This window comes from Tumebacillus lipolyticus, assembly GCF_042682745.1.
Classification (GTDB): domain Bacteria; phylum Bacillota; class Bacilli; order Tumebacillales; family Tumebacillaceae; genus Tumebacillus_A; species Tumebacillus_A lipolyticus.
Genome location: NZ_JBHUIO010000008.1, coordinates 188187 through 202702 on the forward strand (window position 1 = coordinate 188187; position 14516 = coordinate 202702).

19 protein-coding genes are annotated in these 14516 nt (G+C 51.9%); 8 read left to right on the forward strand and 11 right to left on the reverse strand.

Features of this window, described 5'->3' with window-relative positions; translation table 11 throughout:
• Positions 1 to 35: 35 nt before the first annotated feature.
• The 10 genes from ACFSOY_RS13410 to ACFSOY_RS13455 all read right to left on the reverse strand — a co-directional run bounded on the left by ACFSOY_RS13410 (position 36) and on the right by ACFSOY_RS13455 (position 8969).
• Positions 36 to 1532 (reverse strand): acetyl-CoA hydrolase/transferase family protein, encoded by a 1497-nt coding sequence (locus ACFSOY_RS13410; protein ID WP_386047423.1) that lies wholly within the window; start codon positions 1530 to 1532, stop codon positions 36 to 38.
• Positions 1533 to 1674: 142 nt separating this feature from the next.
• Positions 1675 to 2349, reverse strand: coding sequence for a LytTR family DNA-binding domain-containing protein (locus tag ACFSOY_RS13415; RefSeq protein WP_386047425.1), 675 nt, complete (start codon positions 2347 to 2349; stop codon positions 1675 to 1677).
• Positions 2350 to 2401: 52 nt separating this feature from the next.
• Complete coding sequence (locus ACFSOY_RS13420; RefSeq protein WP_386047427.1) at positions 2402 to 2611, reverse strand: hypothetical protein; 210 nt, start codon at positions 2609 to 2611, stop codon at positions 2402 to 2404.
• 42 nt (positions 2612 to 2653) lie between these two features.
• Positions 2654 to 4972, reverse strand: a complete 2319-nt coding sequence (locus tag ACFSOY_RS13425; protein WP_386047428.1) for a hypothetical protein — start codon at positions 4970 to 4972, stop codon at positions 2654 to 2656.
• Between the two features lie 118 nt (positions 4973 to 5090).
• Positions 5091 to 5966 carry an N-acetylmuramoyl-L-alanine amidase family protein gene (locus ACFSOY_RS13430; protein WP_386047430.1) on the reverse strand — a complete coding sequence of 292 codons (876 nt, stop codon included), beginning with the start codon at positions 5964 to 5966 and terminating at the stop codon, positions 5091 to 5093.
• A 126-nt stretch (positions 5967 to 6092) separates the two neighbouring features.
• On the reverse strand, positions 6093 to 6770 hold the full coding sequence (locus tag ACFSOY_RS13435) for an MgtC/SapB family protein (RefSeq protein ID WP_386047432.1): 678 nt from the start codon (positions 6768 to 6770) through the stop codon (positions 6093 to 6095).
• A gap of 207 nt (positions 6771 to 6977) precedes the next feature.
• Positions 6978 to 7361, reverse strand: a complete 384-nt coding sequence (locus ACFSOY_RS13440) for a YmaF family protein (protein ID WP_386047434.1) — start codon at positions 7359 to 7361, stop codon at positions 6978 to 6980.
• A 110-nt stretch (positions 7362 to 7471) separates the two neighbouring features.
• Positions 7472 to 7594 carry a hypothetical protein gene (locus ACFSOY_RS13445; RefSeq protein ID WP_386047436.1) on the reverse strand — a complete coding sequence of 41 codons (123 nt, stop codon included), beginning with the start codon at positions 7592 to 7594 and terminating at the stop codon, positions 7472 to 7474.
• Positions 7595 to 8159: 565 nt separating this feature from the next.
• On the reverse strand, positions 8160 to 8543 hold the full coding sequence (locus ACFSOY_RS13450) for an ArsR/SmtB family transcription factor (protein ID WP_386047437.1): 384 nt from the start codon (positions 8541 to 8543) through the stop codon (positions 8160 to 8162).
• Entirely contained in the window at positions 8544 to 8969 is a 426-nt protein-coding gene (locus ACFSOY_RS13455) for an SRPBCC family protein (protein ID WP_386047438.1), read from the reverse strand.
• 208 nt (positions 8970 to 9177) lie between these two features.
• Here ACFSOY_RS13455 and ACFSOY_RS13460 point away from each other — a divergent pair, with 208 nt between their 5' ends.
• Entirely contained in the window at positions 9178 to 9468 is a 291-nt protein-coding gene (locus ACFSOY_RS13460; protein ID WP_386047439.1) for a hypothetical protein, read from the forward strand.
• On the forward strand, positions 9419 to 9757 hold the full coding sequence (locus ACFSOY_RS13465; RefSeq protein ID WP_386047441.1) for an MGMT family protein: 339 nt from the start codon (positions 9419 to 9421) through the stop codon (positions 9755 to 9757). The genes ACFSOY_RS13460 and ACFSOY_RS13465 overlap by 50 nt, the downstream gene beginning before the upstream one ends.
• A 69-nt stretch (positions 9758 to 9826) precedes the next feature.
• Here ACFSOY_RS13465 and ACFSOY_RS13470 read toward each other — a convergent pair whose 3' ends face one another.
• Positions 9827 to 10675 carry a glycosyl transferase family 2 gene (locus ACFSOY_RS13470; protein WP_386047643.1) on the reverse strand — a complete coding sequence of 283 codons (849 nt, stop codon included), beginning with the start codon at positions 10673 to 10675 and terminating at the stop codon, positions 9827 to 9829.
• Positions 10676 to 11031: 356 nt separating this feature from the next.
• Here ACFSOY_RS13470 and ACFSOY_RS13475 point away from each other — a divergent pair, with 356 nt between their 5' ends.
• From ACFSOY_RS13475 to ACFSOY_RS13500, 6 genes are all read left to right on the forward strand, one after another.
• A complete protein-coding gene (locus ACFSOY_RS13475; RefSeq protein WP_386047443.1) occupies positions 11032 to 12540 on the forward strand; it encodes a glycosyltransferase family 4 protein in 1509 nt (502 codons plus the stop codon).
• A 467-nt stretch (positions 12541 to 13007) separates the two neighbouring features.
• On the forward strand, positions 13008 to 13289 hold the full coding sequence (locus ACFSOY_RS13480) for a hypothetical protein (protein WP_386047445.1): 282 nt from the start codon (positions 13008 to 13010) through the stop codon (positions 13287 to 13289).
• 119 nt (positions 13290 to 13408) lie between these two features.
• Positions 13409 to 13537 carry a hypothetical protein gene (locus tag ACFSOY_RS13485; protein WP_386047447.1) on the forward strand — a complete coding sequence of 43 codons (129 nt, stop codon included), beginning with the start codon at positions 13409 to 13411 and terminating at the stop codon, positions 13535 to 13537.
• A 40-nt stretch (positions 13538 to 13577) separates the two neighbouring features.
• Positions 13578 to 13700: a hypothetical protein gene (locus ACFSOY_RS13490; RefSeq protein ID WP_386047449.1), complete on the forward strand. Its 123-nt coding sequence runs from the start codon at positions 13578 to 13580 to the stop codon at positions 13698 to 13700.
• A gap of 40 nt (positions 13701 to 13740) precedes the next feature.
• Positions 13741 to 13866 carry a hypothetical protein gene (locus ACFSOY_RS13495; protein WP_386047450.1) on the forward strand — a complete coding sequence of 42 codons (126 nt, stop codon included), beginning with the start codon at positions 13741 to 13743 and terminating at the stop codon, positions 13864 to 13866.
• Positions 13867 to 14035: 169 nt separating this feature from the next.
• Positions 14036 to 14437: a VOC family protein gene (locus ACFSOY_RS13500; protein WP_386047452.1), complete on the forward strand. Its 402-nt coding sequence runs from the start codon at positions 14036 to 14038 to the stop codon at positions 14435 to 14437.
• Positions 14438 to 14516 lie beyond the last annotated feature (79 nt).

Below are 14516 nucleotides of genomic sequence, written 5' to 3' on the forward strand. Positions count from 1 at the left end.
GATTTGAATATCGACCTTTGCCCGCCGATCGATGATCAGTTTTGCATCGTTCCTTGCTGCGCATAGCGAACATGCCAAGCGAGCGCTTCCTCCAACAGATGCGGAGTGTGACCACCGCGCTTCAGCGCTTCCCGGTAGTAGTCGAGCAAGGCGTCTTTGTACATCGGATGTGCGCAGTTTTCGATCACCACGCGCGCCCGTTCCCGCGGAGCCAAGCCGCGCAGGTCAGCAAGCCCTTGTTCGGTGACGATCAGATCGACATCATGCTCGGTGTGATCGACATGCGAGACGAACGGGACGATGCTGGAAATGCTTCCGCCTTTAGCGGTCGATTTGGTCACAAAGATTCCCATCAGCGCATTGCGTGCAAAATCGCCCGATCCGCCGATTCCGTTCATCATCTTGCTGCCCATGATATGTGTCGAGTTCACATTGCCATAGATGTCACATTCGATCGCCGTATTGATACAGATCAGGCCTAAGCGGCGGATGATCTCCGGATGGTTGGAGATCTCCTGCGGCCGGAGCAAGATCCGATCCCGATAGCGGTCGATGTTGGCGATCACCTCTCTGGCACGCTCTGGTGACAGCGTGATCGAGCAGGCGGAAGCAAACTTCACCCTCCCCGCATCCATCAGGTCGAAAACAGCATCTTGCAAAACTTCAGAATATACTTCCAGATCGGTACACTCCGATTTTAAAAACCCGTGCAACACCGCATTCGCCACCGAGCCGATCCCCGATTGCAGCGGAGCCAGACTTCTCGGCAGGCGACCGCGCTTGATCTCATGCTCGAAAAACTCGATCAGGTGCTCTGCCATCCGTTCGGTCTCATGATCTGGTGCAGCGATTGCGGACGTCTGGTCCGATTTTTCTGTAAGTACAACAGCTGCCACTTTCTCAAAATCGATCTGAATATAAGGTGTGCCAATTCGTTGATCCACCCCGACCAGCGGGATCGGCTGGCGACGCCCTTGCTTCTCCGGCTCATATATATCATGAATTCCTTCCAGGCCGAGCGGTTGGGCGAGGTTGAGCTCCAAGATGATCTGCTTCGCCATCGAAGCGAAGATCGAAGAGTTCCCCACCGAGGTGGATGGCACGATGCCTCCCTCTTCGGTGATCGCCACAATCTCTAAGATCGCAACATCGATCGGCGGCAAGAACCCGTTTCGCAGTTGTTCAGCAGTATGGGAAAGGTGTTGATCAATGTAGAGCAGCTCGCCCTCGTTGATCTTCGCCCGCATCTTTTTTTCATTTTGAAAGGGCAGCCGCTTGTTGATGATGCCCGCTTCGGCGAGCACGCCATCCACCTCATCCCCGATCGACGCTCCGGTGAACAGGTTGATCTTTAGCGCCTCTCCGCTTGCTTTTACTCGCTCCACCAGGGCCAGCGGTACCACTTTTGCATCCCCCGAGCGGGTGAAACCGCTCAAGCCGACAGTCATGCCATCTTGGATCAGGCTGGCAGCTTGCGATGGGCTCATCATTTTATCTCGATAGGCGGCGTTTCTGATTCTTTGTTCGATCATTTGAATCCCCCCTATGATCTTTGTGACAACTATATGACAACGCTTTCATCATCTTATCACCTCGCAATTTTGTCCGCATTTCTTTTGCGCCAAAGCAGAAGATCCGGCGCTGGAGCAGCAAAAAAGGGGCTGATCGCCCCTTTTAAAACCCTAGCTTAGTTCGAAACAAACTTGCATATTTTTGGCTGACCGAGATCCTCGTCTGCGCATCGTCTTTCATGACCAGAAGAAACGTAGAGTGGAAATTCCGCTGAATTTCCTGAATCCAAGCAATATTGACCAAAAACGCGCGATGGCAGCGCAGGAATTGATTGCCTGGCAAGGACCATTCGAGCGCCTGCAGCGTTTGTTTGATTTTATAGACGCTCGATCTCGTGTGCATCAGCGTCGTGCCATCGCGGCTGGAAAAGTAGGCGATGTCGCGCTCATGGACCGGAACGAATCTGTTTTCCGTCTGGCCGATCACATATTCGGTGCGCGGTGGGACTGGCAACAGATGCGAGCGCTCCGGCGGCACGATCAGGGTGATCGCCCCGATCAGCCGCTCCTTTTCGTCATACAGCGGCGTTCCCAGCCCATAGTAGGGCACCCCGAACAGATCGGGTGAGATAAAATGGGCGACCTTGTTGCCCTCTCGCAGCGTCTGATGTGCGATCGAGCCCTGCTTGAGCAGATCTCCCGGCGCGATCTTCAGGTCGATCGCGCCACTCGGGCGATACAAAATATATTGAGACTGGTCGGCTAAAGCGATCGACGTCTCCTGTGGCAGCAGTGTGCTGATCGAGCGAATCACCTGTTGATACGGTTGTAGATCCATAGTTCACACCTTCTCTTTGTGTCTCACAGATCTATTCTATCATCCTGAACAGTCAATTTGCGCCAAAATGATCGACCAGCTGCTCGCTCTCTGCAGCTGCGTAATTTTTCAATGCGTGTGGATCTGCCACAGCCGTTCGAGCTTCCCCTCTGATCCAGCTCGTGGGCCAGCGCCATCCGCCCGTGCTCGTTGAACGGTTGAGCGTAGTTTGCACCAGTTTGGAGGGGAGCATCCCGATCGGTGAGATGCAGCTCCTCGTCATGACAAAAGCCAGCCTCCGTTTTGGAAGCTGGCTTTTGATCGATCAGCGAAGCGGTGCCTCTTTGCGCTCTTTCATCGCTTGATGCACCGTTTGCAGCTTGTTGACAAACCCGATCGCTTCGGCGATCTGCGTGGCGGTCGCCTGATCGATCTTGATCGATTTGTCAGGCGAGGTAAATTCGACCCAGTAGCCGATAATCTGCGGCGCGGTCGCTTTGGCGATCATTTGACCGGCCATGCAGAACGAGTTCATCTTCTCGCTTTGCGACTGGCTGGTCTCGACGCTCGACACGCTGAAGCAGAGGAATCCTCCGCCTTGGCTGCGAATCGATTTGGCCAGCGTCCGCACATCTTCCGTTTTGGTCGAGTCGATCTGCACTTTGATCGTGACATCTTTGACCAGCAGGACGGCCACCGGGTAAGCAGGCAAAGTGTAATTTTGCGCCAACTCGGCGACTATATTCTGGTTGGCCGGATTGAGCACCGTGTTCTGCGTCACCTGAGTGGCTGGCGACAAAGGCTTCTCCAGCGTTCTGAAGTAGCTTGCGCTGTTGTTGAAGATCTCCGGCTTCATCCACGGTCGTTGGATCAACACTTTGGTCGCCAGGAAGCCGACCTGAATCTTCGTGCCTTTTTTCATAAAGGTGTTGGCAAAGTGCGAGTAGCTGTGCCGCGAACTTCCGCCCGCGCTGCCGATGAAGAAATCCACGCCCCATTGATGCGCTTGGAAGTACGTGTTCATGCGGGAATCGGAGCTCATCTCGCTGGCATCGATGGCGATGTTTACTTCTGTCCAGCGGTCGCTCGCCGGATGTTCCAACTTGGTTGCAAACGCATTTTGTCCGAACGTTTCCTCGGGCGACTCCTCAGGGTCTTTCGGCTTGGCGGTCAGGTATTTATAGTAGACGTTCGCCGCAGCGGCGAGGTTCGCTTGCTGTTCTTGCAAGTCTTTCAGCTTGCTTTTCAACTGCTCAACATAGGTCGGAAGCCACGTCAGCAGCGTGCTTTTCGCTTGGTGTTCCAAATAGTCGTTCGCCGCATCTGCCAGGTTCAGCCCAGCATCGATCAGCCCCTGCTGTTTTCCGATCAGGCTCTCTTGACCTTTGTGCAGCTTCTCTGCGACCTCTTTGATCTGATCCCAGTTGACAGTCGGTCCAGCGCCCCCTCCTGTCGAGGAAGCAGCCAAACTGTCGACCAGCTTCTGGACTCCGCTGACCAGCTTGCTCTGCGACTCGCCATCGTTCACCTCGTGCAGCTGCAGCCCGCGCGACTTTTGAATGTCGCAATAGATCTGAACGGCTGTCAGCACGTTTGCCGAGTATTGGGTCAGCAGTTCGGTCTGGGCGCGACTGAAAGAATGAATTGCCTCATTAAACGTTTTTGTCGAGGCGGCGACCGTTTCGCTGTCCACTTTCGGCAGGATCGCCATCCAGTTGAGCACTTCATCCTCAAGCTTGGTGATCGCCGTATCGAGCGCCATCTTTTGCGCGATCGGATCGGCGAGCAGGTCGATGTGCTTGGTGGTCGGGCGCAGCTCCTGCGGCCAGTCATAGGGAATTGCGCTGGTCGGTACATAGTCGATCCCCTCTTGACGAGGAAGCGGGAGACGCACATTTTGCATCAGATCTTTCGCCGCATTTAAGCCTCCATCATCATGGGTGTCGAGAATGGCCAGCGCATCCTGCCATTCGGTGAGCGGAAACTCGATCAGCAGCTGATCCCATTTGCTGTTGATGTCCTGAACGTACGCGTCCGCATTTTCCTCATACCAAGAGAGGTAAGCATTCCAGTATTTCTCGTCATCATCCGGATGCTTGGCGCGCAGTTCCGCTTGAATCTCCGTCTGCTTTCGCGACCACTGCTCCTTTTCCTGGCTCCACTGGGTGTAGAGAAAGTTGAACCAAGAGACGAGCGTGAACGTCTGCTCTTTGCCGTCGATCGTCTTGGTGATCTCTGTGCGCAACCGCTCGCGGATCACGCTTTGCAGTTTGATCAGCTCTGTGTTCGGACGCGGGCCCAGCGCAGAGATCGCGTTGGCATAGCGGTCAGAGACGCGCGTTCCGTCCGGCTGGGTGATCGGGGACGGCGGTACATATTGATCTAAAATCTGCGAGCTGCGCACAAACTGAGTCTCCGGCATGATGCCCGCCACCTCGTCGTCCGGGTCCCAAGCGAGGCGCTCATGATCGAGCACCGTGCCCGGCCAGCTCAAGCAGAACAGCTGCTTCGGGTTGCCAGACGCAAAAGCTTTCGTGATCGCATAGTAGATCGATTCGGTAAAGTTGGTCGGGATCTTTTCTTCCACCGGCGTATCAAGTGCGGCCTGATCTGCCGTAATGTTTTTGTCTTTCATTTGAGCCATCGTTAAAATACCCCTTTCCCCCACATTGCGCACAGGAGGTTAATAAAGTTTACTTGCACTCAAAAGATATTAGGCTCTGCCGCTTTTTATGCTCCGCTCTTTGCTCGTAAACAAAATGTCATCGAAGCTCGCGCAGCGCATCTGCCGCATGATGGTACGCATCCTGCACCGCTCGGTCGTCTGCGCACTGCCACAGGGCGCCGAGCACGCCGATCACCCGATCTGCCGCCTGCGCGCTCGGGTTGCCCAGCGATTGTGTGACCGGCAAAGAGAGCATCTTGCGCAAAGAGTTGGCCGCATAGTTGCAAGCGATGACAACATCGGCAGCTCCGGTCTTCGTCAGCGCCCCCAGCTGTGCGATCACCTGATCGACCGCAGCTCGCTCAAGGCTCCTTGGTGATCTCGTCTGTTTTTGCGGCAAAGTTGGCTTCGCAGCGGACACTCCGTAAAAATCGCAGAACGCGCGGGCGATCAGCGGCGCAAACTCGCGAATGTGCGCCTTGATTTTCGGGAGGTCTTCCGAGTCGATAAAGCCGATCTCCAGCAGCATCGCGTCCGCCTCCGTCTTGCAGATCACAGCAAATCCGGTGCCGTTCGGCCCACCATCGCGAACAGCCTGCCCATGCGTTCCGCAGATGGTGGCCACATTGTGGATCACGCCTTTCGCCAGCTTGGCGATCGCGCCGCCATCCTCGTAGACATACAGTTCAGCACCGCGACCGCCACCGGCGTTTACATGTAGGGAGAGGAAAACGTTCGCCCCCGCTGTATTGGAGATGCGACAGCGCTCGCGCAGATCGGCATCGATCTGCCGATATCCGCCGGGCGACGCATCCGAATCGCGCGTCATGATGACCTGAAATCCAGCTTGGCGCAGCAGGTCGCGCAACTGTAGCCCGATCTGCAAGGTGATCTCTTTCTCTCGCACCCCATCGGCGCACGCCCCCGGATCATATCCGCCGTGTCCAGGGTCGATGCAGATGATTCTTGACATTGGGTTACCCTCCTTCGCTTCACTTGCCACTCCTCATTACATGTGCATGCTTGTAAAAATATGCAAAAACGTCACCGACCGAATCGTCGATGACGCTTTCTGCTGATCAAGTATGAGATGTGAAAATTACCTGCTCTCCACTTCCACCGAGATGATATGTGGGATCGCCTTGAGCGACTTGTATACCTCTGTCGTGTAGCGGTCTTTGGGAGCTGCCAAGATCATCGCCACCTGCTGATACCCTTCGTCAAAATCTTTGATCCGCACTCGCTTGACATGCATGTCCAAATGTTTGATCTGTTTGAAAATATGGTCGAGCTCCTTGTCCTGATCGACGACGATTTTGATCGCCAAGTCCCGTTCTCGGAGCGAGCTTGGGCCGATCGACTTGATCAAGCTCGGAAAGAGGTTGATCGCCAAGATGATCAGGAGCACCGCCGTGACCGCCTCCAGATAGAACCCCGCCCCGACCGCGATTCCCAGTCCGGATGCCGCCCAGACCATCGAAGCGGTCGTAAGTCCCGAGATCACATCATCCCCTCTTCTGAGAATCACGCCCGCTCCTAAAAAACCAACTCCGCTGACGATCTGTGCCGCCAAGCGCATCGGGTCCATGTTCGTATGCCCACTGACCGAATATCGACCGACCGACTCGATCGAGACGATCGTGATCAGACAGCTGGCGACAGAGATCACCATGCTGGTCTTTACGCCGAGCGGCTTGTTTTTCAGTTGCCGATCCACTCCGATCAGCATGCCAAGAAAAAGGGCAAGACCCAGCTTGATAAACAAATCATAGATCATCTGCGTTTCTCCTTTGAATATGTACAGATTGTTCAGCAGTATTTGGATCGAGTACGCCTTCCTCTATCATAGCTTATCCAGACGATCAGATATTGTTCAAATCAAGAATTCTTGCCCATCCGCGATGGCACGCCCGATCGGATCTGCGATTGGTTCGATGCGGAACAACTCATCCCAGTGCCGAGGTGACAGATCATCGCCATCCGATCAGCTGGTCGATGTTCTTCCGCTGTAGGAGTGCTTGTGCGGCGTTCGCCCGTTGACCGTCGTGACGCCTTGGAAGAGGTGATAATGCCCACCGGTCGGCAGTGGAATGTCCGGGCCGGTGATCCCTCGCAGCGTATGCGTATGACCATCGTCAAGCGATGTGATCGTGACATAGCGATGCGTGTGCGGAACTCCGTTTGGCGCCGGATCGGTCGTCCCCGCATATCGATGTTGATGTCCCACATCATACGAGGTGACGCCAGAAAAATTGTGGACATGAATCTGTCGACCATCCCACATGATCAGAAAAACATCGTGCGCATGCACATCTCCTGCGCCATCATCCTCCCGATTGTAAACGATTCCGAATGAAACAAGGTCCATCGCTCACCCTCCTCTGCCCTGTCGTGAGAAAAAAAACGGTAGTCAACAAGACTACCGTTTTTATTTCCTTGCTATGAAGAGCTCTCGCCCTCACGCTACAATTGCTGACACTAGTAGCATTGCATGGTGGTCGTTTGAACAGGATAGCAGTTGGGGATCAGCAGGAAGAACAAAACGAAGATGATCAGAAATACGACTGCCCAACGGGTGAACGCACCGAAGCAACCGTCCATTGTTGTACCCCCTTTCACCGAGTCGTTGAAGTGAATCCTTCAGCAGGAGCAGACAGACTGTACAGCGCTCTTCTAGTAGGAAAGCGGCTGCCTCAGCGAGTGTAAGTTCCAAACGCTTTTACGCTCAGAATCACTCCTTGTGAATCACTTTGATGCATCCTATGCTTGTCATCAGAGCTTGGTTCAGCACAAGCTGTAATCAGCAGTAAAAATGAGTATCAGCCCTCGCTAAAACATGTCCTGTATCCACAGCTGCACAAGCGATGTGTCCTGCGCCAAGAGCTGTAAACAGCTCTGCTTGCGAAGTAGCAAAGCAGACTTTCCGCATCTCCCTCACATCCGAATGCACAAAAATACCCCGGTTCATCCGAACCGGGGTATCGATCATGACGTTATTTGTATTCAGCTTCGGGTGTCGCTGCGACTCCTGCTCCAAATCGCCTGCCGATCAACCTTATTTGCCCTAGCAGACAGCCAACAGAGCAACAGGATGTCCAGATCACCTGTAACGTCCGATCTCAGCGTCCGCCATGCCTGCACGACTCGGCTGAAACTGGAGGAAACTTCACCTGTCGCGCTTCGGTTCTTGATCGATCAGCCGAAGCTCCTGACCTGCAGAATCTGACCCGTCCTCTTGTTCCACAAAATGCTTGAGCATCGCCAACTTGTTCTCCCAATACTGTTCGAAATAGTTGAGCCACTTTCTCAGTTCGAGAAGTTTCTCCGGCTGCAGCTGGTAGCGAGTCTCTCTTCCCGCTTTGTGGTGGCGCACAAGACCCGCATCGGTGAGGATGTGCAAATGTTTGCTCACAGCGGTGCGAGTGATCGGAAAATGCCCGCAGATCTGCGTGACAGACAACTCCTTCTCCCCGAGCATCTTCAGCATCGTCCGCCTGGTCGGATCGGCGATCGCTTGAAACACATCATATTTGGGAGCGGAAGCGTCCATTTACGCCTCGATTTGATTGCGGAGCTTCTCGACCAACTGACCCCACCCTGCGTCCATTCTACCGCGGATCACCACATGGCTTTCTCCGAACTCTGTGACCTTGTCCGCATCCCAACCGGAATGAATGAGGGTAAACTCTGTCTTCCCGTCAAGATCTTTCAATTCGAAGCTGAGCGTCCAATCTTTGCCCCAAGTGAAGCTGAGGCGATGAGGAGGTTCGAGCACCGTCACTTTGCAAGGCGAATCGCCAAAATTGCCGGCGTTGAGCACAAATTCATAGCCTAGGATCGGTTGAAAATTGTTCGGCATAAACCAAGCGGCAATGCCATCCGAAGTCGCAACCGCTTTCCAAACTTTTTCGATCGGAGCGTCAAAGACGAGCTGTTTGCGAATATCTGATAATGTCCCTTGTTGGTTCTCTTGCATCGATCGTTCCCCCAAAGAATTTTATGTGACACCCAAAGGTGTCGCTTTTGATTATATGACACCTTTGGGTGTCACGTCAACTCGTGCGTGAATCTCCTCATTAGCTGTCCCCCACAGCGGTGGAACTATGCGGGCGATCACATTTGTAAAAATATGCTGTGTCATTTGAAACGATCATGATAGGATAAATAAGAAGGGAGGGATCGCTTTGCTGGCAAACGTCTATTTTTTGGCAATATTGTCCGGTATGTTCCTGATTCCGATCGTGCTCGCTTGGCTCAAGAGATCCTGGCTTGGAATGCTGATCATCGGGATTGCAATGGCTCCAATCACTAGCTTTTTCGGTCAATACCCCATCTTTACTTGGGCGCTCTTTCTCCCGCTGATCCCGTTAACGCTGATGATCTTTCTATTGGTGCAAAAGATAAGGAAAAAGCGAGGTACGACAGATGACCCCATTCACACAGCGAGCGATCGCAATCATCAAGAGCATCCCTGAAGGAAAGGTGATGACCTATGGCCAGATCGCCTGCTTGGCAGGTAGCCCGAGAGGAGCGCGGCAGGTGGTGCGAATCCTCCACTCGATGAGCAAAAAACACAAGCTTCCGTGGTACCGAGTGATCAACGCCAAAGGGAAGATCGCCCTGACCGAAGATGAGTCTCTCAACGTGCAAAAACTATCCCTTCAGATGGAAGGCGTAGACGTGCAAAAAGGCAACCTGATCGATCTGGAGCGATACCAATACCATCCCGATGCGCCCTCTTTGCCTTGTGAACCTCTCTCCTGACAAAACAAAATGGACAGAGTTGCTTCTCTGTCCATCGTTCTTTCTTGGTTCGTTTTCGCTGCGAATCGACTATTTCGGTTTGATCTGATTGATATAATTGATCGTCTCGTATTTGCCAAGCGCTCCATGTCCACCAAGTGCTGGTAGAAAATCAGGACCAGGCTGCTTGTCATAGTACAGATCAACAATCACCTTATTTACAACACATCCAGGTTCCATAAACTGCAGCTCCGAAAGGAATGGAAGCAAATGGTTGGTGACATCAAACTCACAGGCAGCATTCTGTAAGTAATAGATCTTGGGCACGTACTTTATCTGATTGTAAAACTTCATCACATCGATTCGTTCAGGGAATGCTTGCATGACGTCTTGCACGCTTAAACTAGGGTACGAAATGTTAAATACTTGTTTTACATAATCCTCAATCCATCTAATCAGACAGGTTTGGGGGCAATCTACAAGAACTGATGATTCTCTGATAAATCCCCCCAGAATCAATGACATGAACCCTCCGCCAGAAGACCCATACAACAGTACTTGTTTCGGACTCACTCCTACTTTTGCAATAAGTTTTGTCAGAATGTCAGCAATGTCTTTTAAATAAAATCTGTCCCAAGTCCCTTGACCCCAAGCAGCCGGTAGATTCGATAAATAAAGCGTGGGGTCGTTGTAATAAATTGTGGAATCCTCCAAATCATACATCCATGAATGCCTTTGAAAATACGGCAGTCCGATCTGATCAAACATGGCGCCTGCCCCAAAAATAAGCAGATTAGAGGAATGGTCCTTTTTTCGAATTAAAAATTCGTATTTTACCTCATTCCAATTCACTGTGAGTACGATCGGCTCCCCATTCGGCAAGGAAATAGTATCCAACTGATCATAATTAATTTGTACTTTTCGGTAGTTCTCAATCATTTTCTCCACCCTCTCTCCTCTAAAAGCATGATGTCGAGGACTTATGATCTATATGGTAGTAATTACTCTCTATTTTCCATGAATGACACTCCCCCCTTTCTTCAACCATAGTATGAAAGTAAAACAAGAAATGATTGGACAGATCCTCTCGTACAATTCATATTTATTCTTCCATTAAACGCACGAACTTTTCGTTGAATCATAGAATACGTTTCTGTTGCCTTTGAGAAATAAAGTAGTGATGGTAGACAAATCTCTCCTTTTACGAATGTTCAAACAAGAACTCGTGATCCGCCTATTCCAGAATCGATCCGCATACATATCATGTAGAAAAATGGGGAAGGGGCTGTTGCGCGTTGAAAATCTTGTTCGTCTGTTACTTCGAGCTTCCGCACTATGGAGGATTGAGCCAATATGTCTACACACTCAAAAAGGAACTTGAGGATCACGGACATCATGTTGACATCCTGTCTCATCATCAGGGAATGAATAAAATCTATAAATTCAACTTCATCCCCAACGATTTTGGGTGGAACGTATCAGGTGCTGAGATCGACAAGACCACGAGTGTTCAGCAGGATCACCTCTCCATCAAGGATGTGATCGACCATCAGGTATTCCGGTACTACGAAAATGAACTGTCGCACGTCGATCCTCGAATTCGTTGGCGGGAGATCGAGCGGTATACATTCGAAGTGGCGGCAGCTTTGCTCAACGTGAACGATTACGACTTGATTCACACTCACGATGTCCTGTCGACACGCGCCTTGTGGAGAGTAAAGCCCAAAGATACGCCCCTCGTGGCCACGATCCATGGGATTCTCGCGACCGAATATATCAATTCGGGTGAGATTACAGACAAGGACAGTCTGAATTGGAAATACGCGGTGGCCGAGGAGTACTTTGGGCACATGTCGACCGATGCGACGATCGTCCCGACCAACTGGCAAAAAGAGCAACTGAGCACAAACTACGGAGTTCCCGCAGAGAAAATCAACGTCATCCCGTACGGAATGAACCTGGAGCCTTTTCTTCATCAGCTGAACAGCCTTCCCTACCCGCACTTGAGAGAGGATCAAAAACATCCGATGAAAACGGTGATCGCTTGCCCCGCGCGACTGGTACCGGAGAAAGATCACAAAACGCTGATAACCGCCTTAAAACTGCTGAAGGAAAAACGGGACGACTTCGTTTGCTGGTTCATCGGGGATGGCAATCTGCGATTTGAGTTGGAGCTCCAAGCGAAGCAGATGGGAGTGATCGATCATATCGTATTTTTCGGAGCTCGCTGGGACGTACCCGCGCTGTTAAAGCTTGCGAACATCGTCGTGCTCGCTTCCATCCAGGATATGCATCCTTACACGCTGATGGAGGCGCAAGTTGCGGGGAAACCTTGCGTCGCCTCCAACGCTGGCGGAATCCCAGAAGTGGTAAAACATGATGAGACTGGCCTGATCTTTGAAACGGGAAATAGCGTTCAGTTGGCTGAAAGCATGCTGAAATTGATGAATGATCCAAAGCTCCGTCTCAAACTGGCCGCAAACGCAGCCAACCGAGGCAAAGTTCGCTATTCGTCCAAAACGCTCTACGATCTGACGATGAACATTTACCAGCAGGTACTCGAAACGAAGAGGTCATCCGCTCAATCTTTTGAAGAGGAGCCCAACCTGTTCGGCAAATACGGGTTGCTCAAAACGAGAGCCGATCAGGAAGAGGCTGTTTCAAACCTCTTCAAGTTTAGCGTCGATTATTCGAAATTCGACTTCAAAAAGTGGGTGAATGTTGTCAAATCTGCCCCTGTCGACTACTCGATTCCCGATACATCGTATGTGAAAGTTCTAGCGGAGCAGAAGGAGCCTTTTTGATCTGCGCTTGAGTCAGCCGATGGGTTGTCTACCCCTCTATCAAATCCCTGCGTTTGTCGGTCGGAGCGGACCGGAGACGACAGGGATCTTTTCGCTTACATAGGGACGCAATTCTGCTGTTTATGGTCGCTTCGTTGGTCAGTGCGATCATCCTGGTGATCATTTTGTCGCGCAAACTAAAGCGCGAGCAGCTCACCCCATTTGCCCATTTCTTGAATAGGCGATTCACACATTTATCTGCGCACTAGTCGAAAGCCGTTTCTTGTACTACTCCGCATTCATAACATGCAGTAATCCCCAGACAGGAAGGGCATCTGGCGAGATTGAAGCTGGCTTATGCCGTTACAATCGCTAAACTGCTGTCTTCCTGGCTCTCGCTGACTTGTACTTCCGGCTACTCACAATCAAGTGTTTTGTTCAAGTGAAGATCACGCTTAGTGGTGACAAGAAAGGGGGTAACGAACAGAATGGATTTGAGACAACACGCGATGCGCTACGTGGGTCAACCGATCGTTGCACATCACGTAAACGGAACGATTCATCGTGGCGTCTTACACTCGGTCACGCCAGACGGAATGTACATTCAGTATGGGCCGCAAAACGTTTCTGCCGATCAAGCGGAAAACGCATTCGCTCACTCCGACTTGCACACAAAAGGAAAGGTCGAAGCAGAACCTGTTTTCTTCGGTCTGGCTTTTCTGCCCTGGTTAGCTCTCGGAGGTTTCTGGGGAGGAGGCCTGTGGTGGTAACCATGTTGCCTGGTGACAACATAGCAGTTGTGAATGCAAACGTTCAACCGATCAAGCGGTAACTTGAACTCTGCCGATCTCTCAACTCAAATCACAACCGAATGGAGGAACTTTAGATTATGGACGGATATGGCGTATTTGGTGGCTACACTCGTTGGGCGGTTGTCTTCTTGATCATCTTCGTTCTGTTCATCTTGCTCGTACCGATCTGTTATCCGGTGACCACGACGACAACTCGCTGCTGCTAACGACCGATCACGTGATGGTAGAAGCGAGGAGGTGAGGCTGATGTATGGAATCTTCGGAGGCTACACCCGTTGGGCAGTCGTGTTTCTGATCATCTTCGTTCTGTTCTTCCTGCTCGTTCCGATCTGTTATCCGGTGACCACGACGACAACTCGCTGCTGCTAACGACCGATCACGTGATGGTAGAAGTGAGGAGGTGAGGCTGATGTACGGAATCTTCGGAGGCTACACCCGTTGGGCAGTCGTGTTTCTGATCATCTTCGTTCTGTTCTTCCTGCTCGTTCCAGGCTACGGTGCAGGCTATGCTGCTGGTGGTGGCTGTGGCTGCTAACTAATTTTTCACAAAAGGCAAGAGTCTGTGCGGGGTTCGCAACTTGCGAAGAGCCTGCACCGACTCTTGCCTTTTCTTTGGTATGATTGGAATGGTCTTCTGCTTTACAGATCAGGAGGTCGTGGGTGACGTCGATCCTCACATTTTCGTTGCGAAAGGATGGCTTGAGATGTTACATCATCTGGAGATCAACGTTGCAAATTTAGAGGAAGCAGCAAGCTTCTGGGGGTGGTTTTTGCCCGAGCTCGGGTATGAAGCTTACCAAAGTTGGCCGAGCGGGCGCAGCTGGAAGATGGGGGCGACCTATATCGTCTTTGTACAGACCGAATCGGACCACCTGTTCCCCGTCTACGACCGCCGCAAGACGGGCCTCAACCATTTAGCTTTTCACGCGGAAGATGCGCAGCAAGTGGACATCATGCGTGCCAAATTGATCGAGCGGGGTGTGCCCATCCTGAAATACACGCGGGACATGCTTGACGATCCGAACCATGCTGTCATTTTCACGGGGCCAGATGGCGTTTTGATCGAATACCTCGTGGCGAAAGAACAACAAGAAGCGCACCTGTAAGATCGACCGCTTCCCTGAGCTTCACATCGATCGACCTTAAAAAATCGGCGACCTTGCCCCCCTAGAAAGTCGGGTGGCG

Excerpts from the sequence above, each read along its gene's own strand:
- ACFSOY_RS13410 (WP_386047423.1), bottom strand. The coding sequence starts at position 1,532 with ATGATCGAACAAAGAATCAGAAACGCCGCCTATCGAGATAAAATGATG.
- ACFSOY_RS13415 (WP_386047425.1), bottom strand. The coding sequence starts at position 2,349 with ATGGATCTACAACCGTATCAACAGGTGATTCGCTCGATCAGCACACTG.
- ACFSOY_RS13420 (WP_386047427.1), bottom strand. The coding sequence starts at position 2,611 with ATGACGAGGAGCTGCATCTCACCGATCGGGATGCTCCCCTCCAAACTG.
- ACFSOY_RS13425 (WP_386047428.1), bottom strand. The coding sequence starts at position 4,972 with ATGGCTCAAATGAAAGACAAAAACATTACGGCAGATCAGGCCGCACTT.
- ACFSOY_RS13430 (WP_386047430.1), bottom strand. The coding sequence starts at position 5,966 with ATGTCAAGAATCATCTGCATCGACCCTGGACACGGCGGATATGATCCG.
- ACFSOY_RS13435 (WP_386047432.1), bottom strand. The coding sequence starts at position 6,770 with ATGATCTATGATTTGTTTATCAAGCTGGGTCTTGCCCTTTTTCTTGGC.
- ACFSOY_RS13440 (WP_386047434.1), bottom strand. The coding sequence starts at position 7,361 with ATGGACCTTGTTTCATTCGGAATCGTTTACAATCGGGAGGATGATGGC.
- ACFSOY_RS13445 (WP_386047436.1), bottom strand. The coding sequence starts at position 7,594 with ATGGACGGTTGCTTCGGTGCGTTCACCCGTTGGGCAGTCGTATTTCTG.
- ACFSOY_RS13450 (WP_386047437.1), bottom strand. The coding sequence starts at position 8,543 with ATGGACGCTTCCGCTCCCAAATATGATGTGTTTCAAGCGATCGCCGAT.
- ACFSOY_RS13455 (WP_386047438.1), bottom strand. The coding sequence starts at position 8,969 with ATGCAAGAGAACCAACAAGGGACATTATCAGATATTCGCAAACAGCTC.
- ACFSOY_RS13465 (WP_386047441.1), top strand. The coding sequence starts at position 9,419 with ATGACCCCATTCACACAGCGAGCGATCGCAATCATCAAGAGCATCCCT.
- ACFSOY_RS13470 (WP_386047643.1), bottom strand. The coding sequence starts at position 10,675 with ATGATTGAGAACTACCGAAAAGTACAAATTAATTATGATCAGTTGGAT.
- ACFSOY_RS13480 (WP_386047445.1), top strand. The coding sequence starts at position 13,008 with ATGGATTTGAGACAACACGCGATGCGCTACGTGGGTCAACCGATCGTT.
- ACFSOY_RS13485 (WP_386047447.1), top strand. The coding sequence starts at position 13,409 with ATGGACGGATATGGCGTATTTGGTGGCTACACTCGTTGGGCGGTTGTC.
- ACFSOY_RS13490 (WP_386047449.1), top strand. The coding sequence starts at position 13,578 with ATGTATGGAATCTTCGGAGGCTACACCCGTTGGGCAGTCGTGTTTCTG.
- ACFSOY_RS13495 (WP_386047450.1), top strand. The coding sequence starts at position 13,741 with ATGTACGGAATCTTCGGAGGCTACACCCGTTGGGCAGTCGTGTTTCTG.
- ACFSOY_RS13500 (WP_386047452.1), top strand. The coding sequence starts at position 14,036 with ATGTTACATCATCTGGAGATCAACGTTGCAAATTTAGAGGAAGCAGCA.